The sequence below is a fragment of the Pantoea sp. PNA 14-12 genome (assembly GCF_004364735.1).
Taxonomy (GTDB): Bacteria; Pseudomonadota; Gammaproteobacteria; order Enterobacterales; family Enterobacteriaceae; genus Pantoea; species Pantoea stewartii.
This window is the reverse complement of the sequence record NZ_SOAJ01000007.1, coordinates 102,470-116,204: the sequence shown is the minus strand read 5'-3', so window position 1 is coordinate 116,204 and position 13,735 is coordinate 102,470. Positions and strand designations below refer to the sequence as shown.

12 protein-coding genes are annotated in these 13,735 nt (G+C 56.0%); 8 read left to right on the top strand and 4 right to left on the bottom strand.

The features are described 5' to 3' along the window. Positions 1–5: 5 nt before the first annotated feature. Positions 6–1,715, bottom strand: a complete 1,710-nt coding sequence (gene ftsY / locus C7434_RS20080) for a signal recognition particle-docking protein FtsY (protein ID WP_133745853.1) — start codon at positions 1,713–1,715, stop codon at positions 6–8. Positions 1,716–1,948: 233 nt separating this feature from the next. Between ftsY and rsmD the strand changes: the two genes are divergently transcribed. Together rsmD and C7434_RS20070 are read left to right on the top strand one after the other, a co-directional pair. Further along, the gene (gene rsmD / locus C7434_RS20075) at positions 1,949–2,548 is read left to right on the top strand and encodes a 16S rRNA (guanine(966)-N(2))-methyltransferase (protein ID WP_033738212.1); all 600 of its coding nucleotides are present in this window, start codon (positions 1,949–1,951) and stop codon (positions 2,546–2,548) included. Beyond that, positions 2,538–2,807, top strand: a complete 270-nt coding sequence (locus C7434_RS20070; protein ID WP_006121057.1) for a DUF1145 family protein — start codon at positions 2,538–2,540, stop codon at positions 2,805–2,807. Before rsmD ends, C7434_RS20070 begins: the two co-directional genes overlap by 11 nt. Positions 2,808–2,835: 28 nt before the next feature. Here C7434_RS20070 and C7434_RS20065 read toward each other — a convergent pair whose 3' ends face one another. After that, positions 2,836–3,192, bottom strand: coding sequence for a DUF2500 domain-containing protein (locus C7434_RS20065; protein ID WP_006121058.1), 357 nt, complete (start codon positions 3,190–3,192; stop codon positions 2,836–2,838). A gap of 152 nt (positions 3,193–3,344) precedes the next feature. On the opposite strand from C7434_RS20065, the gene C7434_RS20060 reads away from it, so the two are divergent. Continuing rightward, on the top strand, positions 3,345–3,974 hold the full coding sequence (locus C7434_RS20060; protein WP_133745852.1) for a lysoplasmalogenase: 630 nt from the start codon (positions 3,345–3,347) through the stop codon (positions 3,972–3,974). A gap of 87 nt (positions 3,975–4,061) precedes the next feature. Next, positions 4,062–6,350 carry a zinc/cadmium/mercury/lead-transporting ATPase gene (locus C7434_RS20055; protein ID WP_058708190.1) on the top strand — a complete coding sequence of 763 codons (2,289 nt, stop codon included), beginning with the start codon at positions 4,062–4,064 and terminating at the stop codon, positions 6,348–6,350. A gap of 24 nt (positions 6,351–6,374) precedes the next feature. Here the strand turns inward: C7434_RS20055 and tusA are convergent, their stop codons facing one another. After that, positions 6,375–6,626 (bottom strand): sulfurtransferase TusA, encoded by a 252-nt coding sequence (gene tusA, locus C7434_RS20050; RefSeq protein ID WP_006121061.1) that lies wholly within the window; start codon positions 6,624–6,626, stop codon positions 6,375–6,377. 205 nt (positions 6,627–6,831) lie between these two features. Between tusA and C7434_RS20045 the strand changes: the two genes are divergently transcribed. Together C7434_RS20045 and C7434_RS20040 are read left to right on the top strand one after the other, a co-directional pair. Beyond that, positions 6,832–7,497: a 7-cyano-7-deazaguanine/7-aminomethyl-7-deazaguanine transporter gene (locus C7434_RS20045; protein WP_054686865.1), complete on the top strand. Its 666-nt coding sequence runs from the start codon at positions 6,832–6,834 to the stop codon at positions 7,495–7,497. Positions 7,498–7,614: 117 nt separating this feature from the next. Next, positions 7,615–8,169 carry a DcrB family lipoprotein gene (locus C7434_RS20040; RefSeq protein WP_133745851.1) on the top strand — a complete coding sequence of 185 codons (555 nt, stop codon included), beginning with the start codon at positions 7,615–7,617 and terminating at the stop codon, positions 8,167–8,169. 92 nt (positions 8,170–8,261) lie between these two features. Here the strand turns inward: C7434_RS20040 and iolC are convergent, their stop codons facing one another. Beyond that, entirely contained in the window at positions 8,262–10,184 is a 1,923-nt protein-coding gene (gene iolC / locus C7434_RS20035; RefSeq protein ID WP_006121065.1) for a 5-dehydro-2-deoxygluconokinase, read from the bottom strand. 525 nt (positions 10,185–10,709) lie between these two features. Here iolC and iolD point away from each other — a divergent pair. Together iolD and C7434_RS20025 are read left to right on the top strand one after the other, a co-directional pair. Next, a complete protein-coding gene (gene iolD, locus C7434_RS20030; protein WP_058708192.1) occupies positions 10,710–12,650 on the top strand; it encodes a 3D-(3,5/4)-trihydroxycyclohexane-1,2-dione acylhydrolase (decyclizing) in 1,941 nt (646 codons plus the stop codon). Between the two features lie 60 nt (positions 12,651–12,710). Next, entirely contained in the window at positions 12,711–13,721 is a 1,011-nt protein-coding gene (locus C7434_RS20025; RefSeq protein ID WP_133745850.1) for a Gfo/Idh/MocA family oxidoreductase, read from the top strand. Positions 13,722–13,735 lie beyond the last annotated feature (14 nt).

Genomic DNA, 13,735 nt, shown 5'->3' with positions numbered 1-13,735 from the left:
CCTAATTAGTCCTCTCGGGCAAACAGTGCCTCAATAAAATCCTCGGCCTTGAAGGGCCGTAAATCGTCGATGCCTTCTCCGACACCGATATAACGGATGGGGATGCCAAACTGATCGGCGACCGAGAAAATCACGCCACCTTTGGCTGTCCCATCCAGTTTAGTCAGTGTAATGCCGCTCAGCCCTACCGCTTCATGGAACAGTTTGGCCTGGCTGATGGCATTTTGCCCGGTACTGGCATCCAGGGTCAGCATGACTTCATGTGGCGCCTGCTCATCCAGCTTCTTCATCACACGGGTAATTTTCTTCAGCTCTTCCATCAGGTGCGATTTATTTTGCAAGCGCCCTGCGGTATCCGCGATCAACACGTCAACGCCACGTGATTTGGCCGCCTGGATGGCATCGAAAATCACCGAGGCAGAATCCGCGCCGGTATGCTGCGCGACAACGGGAATGTTGTTGCGCTGGCCCCAGACCTGAAGCTGTTCAACAGCTGCCGCACGGAACGTATCGCCCGCCGCCAGCATCACAGATTTACCTTCTGCCTGATACTGACGTGCCAGCTTGCCGATGGTGGTGGTTTTACCCACGCCGTTCACGCCGACCATTAAGATAACAAACGGGGTTTTACCTTCGACATTCAGCGGTTCATCGACTTTCGCCAGGATCGCCGCCATTTCGCTTTTCAGCAGGCCATAAAGCGCTTCCGCATCGCGCAGTTGCTTACGGTCAGCATGCTGCGTCAGGCTGGTAATAATGCGCCGCGTCGTTTCCACGCCCACGTCGGCAATCAGCAGTTGTTCTTCCAGTTCTTCGAACAGGTCATCGTCGATTTTCTTGCCACGGAACAGGCTGATAAAACCCGAGCCCAGGTTCTGGCGGGTCTTCACCAGGCTGCGCTTCAGGCGGGCAAAGAATCCCTCTTTGGTGGGACGCTCCTGTTCCTGCTCGTGCGCTACCAGCGGTGCGGCGGCTAACGGAAGATCGCTGACCGTGTCGTCTGGCGCTGTCGCCCCGGCATCGTGCCCGACAGTTTCAACGTTAACGACGTCCGCGTCTCCCAGCGCCAGCGCAGCCAGTTCTTCGTCACTCAACGGCGCATCGTCCGCCTGTTCAGTTTCAGCGATGGCAGCGTCGTGCGGCGCGATATCTGTCACGTCGGCATCCGCCAGCGCCAGCGCGGCCAGCTCATCGTCGCTCAGCGGCGCATCATCCGCCTGTTCAGTTTCAGCGATGGCAGCGTCGTGCGGCGCGATATCTGTCACGTCGGCATCCGCCAGCGCCAGCGCGGCCAGCTCATCGTCGCTCAGCGGCGCATCGTCCGCCAGAGGTGCCTGTTCAGGCGCGGATGAGGCAAGCTCAACCTCCGCTGACGGCAGCGCAGTCAGTTCCTCATCATTGACGTCATCGGCAGGCTCAACGGGCGTGATCATACCGGTATGCGGATCAACCGCCGTTTCAGGCCCGGCTACACGGGCGGTAACCGGTACGTCTTCAGACGTAGCTGCATCACTTTCCTGTTGCTGTTCAACACGGTTTTCAGGTGCGGCACCGCGTTCCTGTTCAGCGGTTTCCGCCTGACTGCGTGCCGGGGCTTCCTGTTCTGGCTGCTGGGCTTCCGGTTGTGCCGTCTGCGCATCCGTTAAGGGTTGTTTCTCTTCTTCTTTGCCAAATCCCAGCCAGGAAAAAAAGCCTCGTTTCTTCTCTTTTGCCATTGTGTAACCACACTCCTCGATGGCTTCATCCCGGTAGCACAATGTTCCCAGGGTTAAAAACAGTATTGGTGATAAACGCCAAAGTGGCGTTAAACCGCAGAATTATGCATAACATCAGCAGCGTCGTAGTCTAACACTTTCCTGGCGGCTCACCACAGCACCCTTTTTTAACGTTTCTTCTCATCGTTTCGCCCGTTAAACTACGCAACAAATTATGACGATTTGTGAGCAAGATGATAAAACCTCCCCGTAAAACAGGTGGTGCGGGCCAAATCCGCATTATTGGCGGACAGTGGCGCGGCCGCAAATTACCGGTGCCAGACAGCGCGGGTCTTCGTCCCACCACCGACAGGGTGCGAGAAACCCTGTTTAACTGGCTGGCACCCCACCTGCAGCAGGCTGACTGCCTGGATTGCTTTGCCGGAAGTGGCGCACTGGGGCTGGAAGCGCTCTCACGCTATGCCGCGTCGGCAACGCTGCTTGAGCTGGAGCGCCCGGTGGCGCAACAGCTGAGCAAAAACCTTCAGACATTGCAGGCCTCAAACGGCAACGTTGTACAAACCAACACTCTGAGCTGGCTGGCGCAGGACGGCCATCCCTTTGGTATCGTGTTTGTCGATCCTCCGTTTCGGCAGGGTTTGCTGGAGCAAACCCTGCAACTGCTGGAAAAAAATAACTGGCTGACAGCGGATGCACTCGTCTACGTTGAAAGCGAAGTTGAAAACGGCCCACCGCCGGTGCCGGTTCACTGGGATTTACATCGCGAAAAAATTGCGGGCCAGGTGGCCTATCGTTTATATCAGCGCCAACAGGAGACGCATGATGTTACTTAATTTAGGACGCCTGCTGATGCTGTGCGTATGGGGTTTTTTACTGTTTAACCTGATTCATCCGTATCCGAAGCCCCTGACCTGGTTCATCAATGTGGCCTTGATATTTATGATCCTGATGCACGGCCTGCAGTTAGTCCTGCTGCGCACGACGCAGGGCAAAGATGCACCACCGCTCGATCGCGCTACCCAGATCAAAGTCTTTTTGTTTGGCGTGTTCGAACTGGTTGCGTGGCAGAAAAAAAATTTCCCACGTAAATAAAGGATAACGGCGGGCATCACGCTCGCCGTCAGTTTTCGGCAGGCGTGAAGCGGATAAAACGCGTGCCCTGAAGTGTCAGCTCGCCTTTCGTGCCCTTGTCCATCAGATGGTAGTCGCTTTCATTAACGCGCATCTTAATATCGCTTTCGCCATTGAGCGGATGAAACCAGGCCTCATAGCGCATTTCGTCTCCGGCGATCACTTCGCGCTCACGTGAGCGGCGACTGGATACCGAAAACTCACGTTTGGTTTTGACCTCAACCGCGACGGTGCGTACCGGCGAGGCATCGTTGACGGCTGCCTCGCGCCGCTGTTTGATGAACTGGCGTGTCGCGAGTACGGCAATAATGGCCACGACGATAATAAAAAGTAGCGGTGGTTTCATCTTTCCTCAGCGTTTATCCGGTCTCAGATCGTCTTGCATTGCGCGATAAAGCATACAACCAGAGTTGACCGATTGTCACATCGCGCTGGCATAACCTAGACTGACAGGAGTGTTTCAGGAACTGTCACCATTTTGGTAAAAAGGGAGAAGCAATGCTCTGGTCCTTTCTCGCTGTACTTTTCTCCGGCTGGCTGTACGTTGATGCCTCTTACCGGGGCCCGCAATGGCAACGCTGGTTATTTAAACCTGTCACGTTGCTCCTGTTAGTCGGTGTGGCCTGGCAGGCCCCCACACGCAATACATCTGATTACCTGATTGTGGCTGGGTTAGTCGCCACGCTCATCGGCGACACGCTGACGCTGCTCCCGCGGCAACAAATGCTTTATGCGCTGGGCGCGTTTTTCCTGTCGCATCTGCTGTACACGCTGTGTTTTGCGGCCAATATGACGATGACATTTTACTGGCCCATCCCACTGACCTTTCTGATCATCGGGGTGGTTGTGATTGGTGTGCTGTGGAGTAAGCTGGAAACGCTGCGCTGGCCCGTCTGTACGCTGATCGGCATGACGCTGGTCATGAACTGGATGGCTACTGAACAATATGTCTTCCGCCCCAGCGATTACAGCTTCTCAATTCTGGTTGGCTCTGCCCTGCTGCTGCTGGCTAATATCGTGTGGTTTATCAGTCATTTTCGCCGCCGTTTCAGCGCCGACAGCGCGATTGTCGCGGCCTGCTACTTTGCCGGTCACTTTATGATCGTCCGCTCCCTGTGGATCTACTGAAAAAAGACACAATAATGCTGGCGTTGGGTTAAACCTCTGGGTGTAAGATAAGCCGTGGGCACGTCGCCCACGTCTTCCGGAGGTTATATGCATCAACATCATGCTTGTGGCTGCGGTAAGCCACGCAATACTCATCGAGCCGCAAAACCACTTTGTGCCATTCGCCCTGTTCGTCCGGGCACCTTATCCATTACTGCGGCCTCTCCTGAAACGACAGAGAGCACCAGCTGCGGCGGCGACTGTAGCTGCTCTGCCGCGTCTGCCGGCGAAGCCAGTGACGAAGGTGACCGACGACGATCCTCTGATGCTTTTCAGTTCAGCTGGCAGGTTAGCGGTATGGACTGCCCCAGTTGTGCCCGCGCAATCGAAACCGCCGTTCGCCAACTCCCTGACGTCCTGCAGGTCCGCGTCGTCTTTTCCAGTGAAAAACTTGTCGTTAATGCCCGTGCCCCGGTTCAGTCTGCAATAGAAGACGCCGTGATAAAAGCAGGTTTTCATCTCTCCTCAACCTCTGTTTCTGCGCCTGCGCCATCGCCCTGGCGTGCCCGTTTCCCGCTTTTACTGCTTGCTGCGCTCATGGTAGCCAGCGCTGCGCTTACGCAGGTGAATGCCGTTTGGGGCGACCGGTTATTTATTCTGACGACGCTGGTCGGGCTGGTGCCGGTCGCGCGTAAGTCGTGGCAACGTCTGCGAACCGGCTCTGCCTTTACCATTGAAACTCTGATGACCCTGGCGTCGGCAGGTGCGTTATTAATTGGTGCGCATGCGGAAGCCGCCATGGTTCTGCTGCTGTTCCTGTTGGGCGAAAAACTGGAAGCCTATGCCGCAACCCGCGCGCGCAGTGGGGTAAGCCAGCTGATGGCGCTGCGTCCCGAGTTCGCTGTGCGCCTGCAAAATGGCACCCGTAGTGAGGTGCCCCTGTCCGCGTTGCAGCCTGGCGACCGGATCGTAATCGCCGCCGGTGACCGTTTGCCGGTCGACGGCTGCTTACTGGCGGAAAGCGCCAGTTTCGATGAGAGCGCGCTGACGGGCGAGTCGGTACCGGTGCTGCGTCAGCGTGGCGAAAAAATACTGGCGGGTGCGACCAGCGTTGATCGTCTGGTGGAACTGGAGGTGGTTTCCAGGCCTGGCGAAAGTGCCATTGACCGCATTTTGCAGTTGATTGAGGAAGCCGAAAGTCATCGTGCTCCGGTAGAACGTTTTATCGATAACTTTAGCCGGATTTACACGCCAGCCATCATGCTGCTGGCCCTGCTGGTGATGGTGCTGCCGCCCCTGTTTGGCGCGGGTGCCTGGCTGCCCTGGGTTTATAAAGGCCTGACGCTGCTGTTGATCGGCTGTCCCTGTGCGCTGGTGATCTCCACGCCCGCCGCCATCACGTCCGGACTGGCCGCCGCCGCCCGCCGTGGTGCGCTGATTAAAGGAGGCGCGGCCCTGGAACGGCTGAGCACAGTGCAGACGATCGCGTTCGATAAAACGGGTACGCTGACAGAAGGCCGGCCGCAGTTGACGCGAATTTTGCCGTTCGGCGAGGCTAACGAAGACGCGATTCTGCAATTAGGTGCCGCGGTGGAACAAGGTTCTACCCATCCACTGGCAACGGCGATTGTGGCAGCCGCACAGTCCAGGGCACTGCCGCTTCCGTCTGCCACTCAACAGCAGGCACTGGCGGGAAGCGGTATTCAGGCTGAAGTGGACGGCCAGCGTATAACGTTGCTGGCACCGTCGTACGTCAGCAGCCTGAGCCCGGCGCACCAGGCAATGGTGCATGAGCAGGAAGCCCAGGGCGAAACCCTTGTGATGGTGCTGCGTAATGGCGAGGTGCTGGGGGCGCTGGCCTTACGGGACAAGCTGCGCAGCGAAACCCCCGCCGCCTTGCAGGCCTTAAAAGCGCTTGGCATCAACAGCCTCATGCTGACAGGTGATAACCCGCGGGCGGCCGCTGTCGTCGCCCAACCTTTAGGCATCGCCTGGCATGCCAGCCTGTTGCCAGCCGGTAAGGTGGAGGCGGTTCGTCAGCTCAGTGAGCAGCAGGTGGTGGCGATGGTGGGCGACGGTATCAACGATGCGCCAGCCATGAAGGCCGCCACGCTGGGTATTGCGATGGGCAGTGGGACGGATGTCGCGCTGGAAACGGCGGATGCCGCCCTGACGCGCAATCAGCTCAGCAACCTGGCCCCGATGATTGCCCTGGCGCGCCGCACCCGGGCGATTATCCGTCAGAATATTGGTATTGCGCTGGGGCTGAAGGCGCTGTTCCTGGTGACGACGCTGGCGGGGTTAACGGGATTGTGGCTGGCGGTGCTGGCTGATTCCGGTGCCACCGCACTGGTCACGGCAAACGCGTTGCGGCTGTTGCGCACGCGGGATGCATAACCTGACGGCGGCTCACTGCCGCCGTTATTCTCCCATCCCTTTCTGAATCAAAAACTGGTAAGGCAGCGTGTCGGTTTGTTCGGCCAGTAGCTGATGCTCCATAAACCGGCAAAAACCGGGGATATCCCGCGTGGTTGCCGGATCGTCCGCGATAATCAGCAGCGTTTCACCGTCCTGCATGCCGCGCACCGTTTTACGTACCATCATGACCGGCTCGGGACAACGCAGGCCCTGAGCATCCAGTTGATGGTCGGCGGAAGAAAATGCATCACTCATGACGGTCTCGATTTCAGTTAACGGGCGCTTATTCTAGCGCGTCCGCCCTTTGACGCAAGGCGGTAACGATTGCGTTAAAATTAGCCATTGCATTAATAGCACAACAGGGTAAGATGCGGCCGTTTTTTGTTCATAAAACTGCAGCGCACTGAATGTTCAGTTGCCTGCACTGGGTTCCCTCACCCCACCACTAAAAAGGCTTACTATGCTCGCATTTACCCCGCGTCAGCGCGCTCATGCGCTCGTCTGGTTGTCCCTGTTTCATCTGCTGGTGATCACTTCCAGCAATTATCTGGTGCAGTTGCCTGTTTCCCTTTTCGGTTTTCATACCACCTGGGGCGCCTTTAGCTTTCCGTTTATTTTCCTGGCCACTGATCTGACCGTGCGCATCTTTGGTGCGCCGCTTGCACGCCGCATTATTCTGGCGGTGATGGTGCCGGCCCTGTTTATCTCTTACGCGATTTCCAGCCTGTTTTACCAGGGCGAATGGCAAGGCTGGCAGGCGCTGCAACAGGTAAACCTGTTTGTCGCCCGTATCGCCTGCGCCAGCTTTATGGCTTACGCATTGGGCCAGATTCTGGATGTGCACGTTTTCAACCGCCTGCGTCGCTTGCCGCAGTGGTGGGTGGCGCCAGGCTGTGCCATGTTTTTAGGCAACATCAGCGATACGCTGGCCTTCTTTTTCATTGCCTTCTACAAAAGCTCCGATCCGTTTATGGCACAGCACTGGGTAGAAATCGCTCTGGTCGATTACAGTTTCAAAGTGCTGATTTGTATAATTTTCTTTTTGCCTGCCTATGGTGTTTTACTCAACGCTGCGCTCAAACGCCTGGCCGAACGCCAGGCCCAGCCGCAGATACATTTCGGCTAACCGGCAATACAGCCTTTCCTGACAATCCGCTAAAATCTCCTGACAATACTCAGGTTGCGTTTGCAACCTGATTCCTGTTGTATAAACGCCTTCGTGGAATGTTAAAAAGGGATTCTGATGCGTAATTTAGTGAAATATGCGGGAATTGGTTTGCTGGTACTCGGCCTTGCCGCCTGCGATCAAAAGAAAGATGAAGCAGCAAACGATAATGGCGCATCTGCCAGTCAGTCTGCACAAACCGTGGCGCTGATGGACGGTAAATTACGTTTTACCCTGCCACCTGGCCTGTCAGATAAGAGCGGTAAACTGGGTTCTCAGAGTACCAACATGCACGTTTATGCTGATGAAAGCGGTGCGCGGGCGATTATCGTCATTGCCGGTGAGCCGACGAATGAGGGCCTGGATGTGTTAGCGCAACGCATGGAACAACAGCAGCGTAATCGCGATCCCCAGCTTCAGGTTGTCTCCAATAAAGCGGTCACGCTGGGCGGTGAGCCGGCACAGCAGCTGGATACCGTCATCTCAGCAAACAACCAGACCTCCTGGTCCTCGGTTGTTCTGGCCAAAGTCGATGGTAAGCTGATGACGATGCAGATTACGCTGCCCGGGGACAATCAACAGCAGGCCCAAAGCGATGCTGAAACCGTGGTGAAAAGTATTACCCTGAAATAACGGCAAGGGCACACCACACCACCGCGCGTTAATACTGAGCCATGCAATGATCATTCTGCCGCATGGCTCAGTTATCACTCATCCCTTCTGCTTTAGACACACTGTTCGCGCGCCTGACGCCAGTAATCAATCAGCCGCAGGTAGTTCTCTTTTACCGCCGCCACCAGTGCGTCGTCACGTATTTCACCCTGCAACCACTGGCGCGAGGGCTGTGCAAAGATTGTGCGCCCCACCGCAAACCCTTTTACCCACGGGGCCTGCGCCGCCGCGGCAAACCCCGCTTTAAGCGTGGCTTCTGGCGCATCAAGTCCCAGTAATAAAATGCCACGACAGTAAGGATCCTGCTGTTCGATCAAGGCACCTATGTCACGCCAGCTTGCCGGAGACAGGGGTGGGAGCTTCCACCAGTCAGGCTTGATGCCAAGCGCATAAAAGTGGTTCAGCATCTTCAGAAAATGCGCTTCATTGTGGTCTGGCTGGCTGTCAGGCAGGATCACTTCCAGCAGTAACTCATGACCGCTCTGGTTACAGCTTTTCCACACTTCCAGCAACAGCGCGTCCTGCTCCTCGCGCAGTTCGGCACTGTCGTGAGGATGATAAAACACCAGGCATTTCACCACATGCTCCGCTGGCCAGCCGATCAACTGGGAACCAATGCTGCCATGTTCCAGGCGTAACGGACGCGACCCCGGTAGTTCAATGGGTCGGCCAATCCATCGGTTCTTACCCGTAATCGCATTCAGCGTTTTCTGACCGAAGGTCGTGTCCGCCAGAATGCCGCTTTTACTTTCAATGCCGGCTTGCTGCACGGCCTGCTCCGCAGCCTGCAATAGCAAAAGTTTCAACTGCGGAATGCGCGAAACGTCCGCGCCAGCCTCCGTAGCCATCTCTACCAGCTGTTTGCGGTGATCAAAAGCGAAAATATTCAGTTCCGGCCAGGCGTGTTGACGCGACGTGACGCGGTGCAGATGGGTCAGACGGCTATCCAGATCGGGGCGTTTCACGTCCTGTTCGCGGCTTAAAAAGTCATCCAGCTCCTGTCGGGTGGGCATCGCAGGGGCGCACCCGTGTCGCGAAACCACCAACGCGCCACAGGCGTTTGCGTAGCGGCAGGCCTGTTCCCATCCTTCATCATTTAACCAACCGCGCAGCAGACCGGACATAAACGCGTCCCCTGCGCCCAGCACATTCAGGACCTCGACACGCACGCCGCTGTGCAGTTTCACCGCTGCCCAGTTGTCTGGAATCGCGCCTTCAAATACCACGCATCCCATTGCTCCTCGCTTACAGACCAGCGTTGCGTTGCTCACCGTGCGCACGTTTTTCAGCGCGGTCAGCGTATCGGTGCTGCCGCCTGCGATATGAAACTCTTCTTCCGTGCCGACAATGAGATCGAAATAATGCATAACCTGCTGCAGTTGCGCGGTGACTTCAGAGGAGGCAATAAACCGGGTTTCCCCGTCCCCCAGTGAAGTCAGGCCCCACAATACCGGGCGATAGTCGATGTCCAGCGCGGTACGCAGACCATGCTTACGGGCATACTCCAGCGCTTTCAGCACGGCCGCTCGCGTCTGCGGGTGCGACAAATGCGTGCCGGTTACCGCAACCGAGCGAGAAGAAGCGATAAAGTCTTCATTAATGTCGTCTGGCACCAGGGCCATATCGGCGCAGTTGTCGCGGTAAAAAATCAGCGGAAAAGTGTCTTCATCTTTAATGCCCAGGATGACCAGAGCGGTCAGCCGCTTTTTGTCCGTGATAAGTGCTTCTGTATTGCAGCCGACCCGCTGCAAACTTTCCCGCAGAAAACGGCCATTATGTTCATCGCCTACACGAGCCAGCATGGCGGATTTCAGCCCCTGAATCGCCGTACCGTATGCGACATTGCCTGATGACCCGCCCAGATATTTCGCGAAAGACGTGGTGTCTTCCAGCCGCGCGCCAATTTGCTGACCATAGAAGTCGACGGCAATGCGTCCGATACAAATCACATCAAGACGCTTCTGTTCTCTCTGCATGCTTCTGGTTTCCTTCTGTGATGAGCAGACACTGCGGACAGGTTGTGCGTGGGGTCTGAAGGTGTCTGGTTAACGATAAACGCAGTATGAGGAACAAATATTCCAAACTCAATTCAAAATGAAACTTACACTGCGATTATGTGAAGCAGTTAAAAATCTGTTATGCCCGACACGTCAGTCAGGCGTTGCCGGACGGGACCTCGCGGACCCGGTGCGACAGGGCCATGATGCTCCTGCCCGTTTTGCAGCATCTTTCTGCGTGATGAAATGAAATCTCGAAAACTTTGTAACTCTCACTAAACATTCCAGTTACGCTTATGGCATAGCTTCCCGCTGCCCTGTCAGCAAGGGTAAATTTGATCCCCCTCGCAAAATGAAATATTTCTTCTGTAATCGTATTTTATGAAAAATGCATTTGTTTATAATCCTCTGACATTTCAGTTCTTCAGGTAGCCTTTTCCGTTACGTCACGCCTTTTTAGCGCGGTGCCGGACTCTGCTACTGCCAGCACGTTGAGGAAGGTTTATGGCCACCATCAAACTGACTACCGCACAGGCATTAGTTAAGTTTCTCGATAATCAATACATTGACGTAGACGGCACAGAGACAAAGTTTGTAAAAGGCATTTTCGCCATTTTCGGTCATGGCAATGTGTTGGGACTGGGACAAGCGCTGGAGCAGGACAGCGGCGATCTGGTGGTCTATCAGGGGCGTAATGAACAAGGGATGGCCCACGCCGCAACGGGCTTTGCCAAACAGTCTTTGCGCCGCCAGATTATCGCCTGTACGTCGTCCGTAGGGCCCGGCGCCGCCAATATGCTGACGGCCGCCGCCACTGCCACCGCAAACCGAATTCCTCTTCTGCTCCTGCCTGGCGACGTCTTTGCCACCCGCCAGCCCGATCCGGTCCTGCAGCAGATTGAGCAGCCCTGGGATCTGAGTATCAGCACCAACGACGCCTTTCGTGCCGTCAGTAAATACTGGGACCGCGTCAGCCGTCCGGAGCAACTGATGAGCGCCTGTATTAACGCTATGCGCGTCCTGACCGATCCGGCTGAAACGGGTGCCGTCACGCTCTCTTTACCGCAGGATGTTCAGGGTGAAGCCTGGGATTATCCGGATTATTTCTTCCAGAAACGCGTTCATCGTCTGGATCGGCGTCAACCCACCGTTGCCCAGCTCGAAGATGCGCTGAAGCTCATCATCCGTAAACGTAAGCCATTAATTATCTGCGGCGGGGGCGTGAAATATTCCGGCGCAGGCGAGGCACTGCGTGCATTTGCCGAACGCTATCAGATTCCGTTTGCTGAAACCCAGGCGGGAAAAGGTACCTTATTATCTGATCATCCTCTCAACGTCGGCGGCGTGGGTGAAACCGGCTGTCTGGCGGCCAACCTGCTGGCAAAAGAGGCCGATCTGGTGATAGGCATTGGAACGCGCTACACCGATTTCACCACCTCGTCGAAATGGATCTTCCAGCATCCTGATGTGAGCTTTCTGAATGTCAACGTCAGCAACTTTGACAGTTATAAGCTTGATGGCGTGCAGCTGCTGGCCGACGCACGTGAAGCACTGCTGGCGCTCAGTCATGGACTGGTTTCACAGCACTATGCCAACGACTGGGGCGATCAGGTTGCCCTGGCCCGGCAGCAGCTGGAAGACGAGACACAGCGCGTTTATCACATCACGCCCAACGATACCGCCTTTGAGCCTGAGATTGCCGATCACCTTGACCGAAAAGCCGTCTATGCCGAATTTAACCGCCTTACGCAGTCTCTGCTGACACAAAGCAGCGTAGTGGGCACGCTGAATCAGCACCTGCCTGCCGATGCCGTGATCGTGGGCGCTGCGGGCAGCCTGCCCGGCGACCTGCAACGCGCCTGGCGTACGCGGGGTTATAACGGCTATCACCTTGAATATGGTTACTCCTGCATGGGGTACGAAGTGAATGCGGCACTGGGCGTCAAACTGGCGCAGCCTGAGCGAGAGGTTTATGCCCTGGTGGGCGATGGCTCGTTCATGATGCTGCATTCCGAGCTGGTGACCTCCCTTCAGGAAGGGGCGAAAATCAATGTGGTCCTGCTGGATAACATGAGCAATGGCTGCATTAACAACCTGCAAATGGGGCACGGCATGGACAGCTTTGTTACCGAGTTCCGTTTCCGTAATCCGGACGGTGGCAAGCTCGACGGCGGACTGGTTCCGGTGGATTTTGCCGCCATTGCCGCCGGTTATGGCTGCAAAACCTATCGCGTCAGTACGCTGGAGCAGCTTACCGCCGCGCTGGAAGACGCAAAAACGCAGCGCGTTTCCACGCTGATTGATATCAAAGTGCTGCCCAAGACCATGATTCACAACTACTTCAGCTGGTGGCACGTTGGTGTGGCACAAACCGCCCACTCGACGCGCGCGCAACAGGTGGCGAACACGCTGAATACGCATCTGGCTCAGGCCCGTAAATACTGATTTCCGGGCCGTCTGACGGCCCATGTTTCTACTCTCCGATTTAACCCTACAGGTGTAATTATGACATTGAAACTTGGTGTGATTGGAACAGGTGCGATTGGTCAGGAGCACATTCGCCGCTGCAACAATGTCTTACAAGGGGCAAAAGTGGTTGCGGTATCCGATATCAATGCGGAAGGCGCCAAAGCCGCGCTGCAACGTCTGAACAGTGATGCAGACGTATGCGAGGATGGCTTCGCAGTCATTCAGTCACCCAACGTGGATGCCGTGCTCGTCACCTCCTGGGATCCGACCCATGAAGCGTTCACGCTGGCCGCCATTGAGGCGGGCAAACCAGTCTTCTGTGAGAAGCCGCTGGCGATGAGCGCTGAAGGCTGTCGTCGTATCGTGGACGCCGAGATCAAACACGGCATACGTCTCGTACAGGTCGGCTTTATGCGCCCCTACGATGCCGGTTATCGGGCATTGAAAAAGGTGATTACCGATGGTGATATCGGTGAGCCGCTGATGCTGCATTGCGCGCACCGCAACCCGACGGTGCCGGAAAACTACAACACCGAAATGGCGATTACCAATACGCTGATCCACGAGCTGGATGTCCTGCGCTGGCTGACCCGCGACGACTATAAAACCGTGCAGGTGGTGTTCCCGCGCGTCAGTTCTAAAGCCCGTCCACACCTGAAAGACCCGCAAATCGTTCTGTTTGAGACGCAAAAAGGGATTCGCATTGATGTGGAGATCTTTGTGAACTGTACCTACGGCTACGATATTCAGTGCGAAGTCGTGGGCGAGGAAGGTATCGCCAGACTGCCCGAGCCGTCATCGGTACAGTTACGTAAAGACGCCAAACTGTCCAATACCATTCTGGTCGACTGGAAAGATCGCTTTATTGAGGCATACGACGTTGAGCTACAGGCCTTTATCAACGACGTAAAAGCGGGCCAGTTAACCGGTCCTTCCGCATGGGATGGTTTTGCCGCCTCGGTCGCTGCTGACGCCTGTATCAAAGCGCAGAAGAGCGGCGCGATCGAACCCATTGAAATGCCCGCCCGTCCGGCATTTTATAACTGACTCCTCTCGCCTTC

What these genes read in the sequence shown, in the direction of transcription:
- ftsY (WP_133745853.1), bottom strand. Translation starts at nt 1,715, where the DNA reads ATGGCAAAAGAGAAGAAACGAGGCTTTTTTTCCTGGCTGGGATTTGGC.
- rsmD (WP_033738212.1), top strand. Translation starts at nt 1,949, where the DNA reads ATGATAAAACCTCCCCGTAAAACAGGTGGTGCGGGCCAAATCCGCATT.
- C7434_RS20070 (WP_006121057.1), top strand. Translation starts at nt 2,538, where the DNA reads ATGTTACTTAATTTAGGACGCCTGCTGATGCTGTGCGTATGGGGTTTT.
- C7434_RS20065 (WP_006121058.1), bottom strand. Translation starts at nt 3,192, where the DNA reads ATGAAACCACCGCTACTTTTTATTATCGTCGTGGCCATTATTGCCGTA.
- C7434_RS20060 (WP_133745852.1), top strand. Translation starts at nt 3,345, where the DNA reads ATGCTCTGGTCCTTTCTCGCTGTACTTTTCTCCGGCTGGCTGTACGTT.
- C7434_RS20055 (WP_058708190.1), top strand. Translation starts at nt 4,062, where the DNA reads ATGCATCAACATCATGCTTGTGGCTGCGGTAAGCCACGCAATACTCAT.
- tusA (WP_006121061.1), bottom strand. Translation starts at nt 6,626, where the DNA reads ATGAGTGATGCATTTTCTTCCGCCGACCATCAACTGGATGCTCAGGGC.
- C7434_RS20045 (WP_054686865.1), top strand. Translation starts at nt 6,832, where the DNA reads ATGCTCGCATTTACCCCGCGTCAGCGCGCTCATGCGCTCGTCTGGTTG.
- C7434_RS20040 (WP_133745851.1), top strand. Translation starts at nt 7,615, where the DNA reads ATGCGTAATTTAGTGAAATATGCGGGAATTGGTTTGCTGGTACTCGGC.
- iolC (WP_006121065.1), bottom strand. Translation starts at nt 10,184, where the DNA reads ATGCAGAGAGAACAGAAGCGTCTTGATGTGATTTGTATCGGACGCATT.
- iolD (WP_058708192.1), top strand. Translation starts at nt 10,710, where the DNA reads ATGGCCACCATCAAACTGACTACCGCACAGGCATTAGTTAAGTTTCTC.
- C7434_RS20025 (WP_133745850.1), top strand. Translation starts at nt 12,711, where the DNA reads ATGACATTGAAACTTGGTGTGATTGGAACAGGTGCGATTGGTCAGGAG.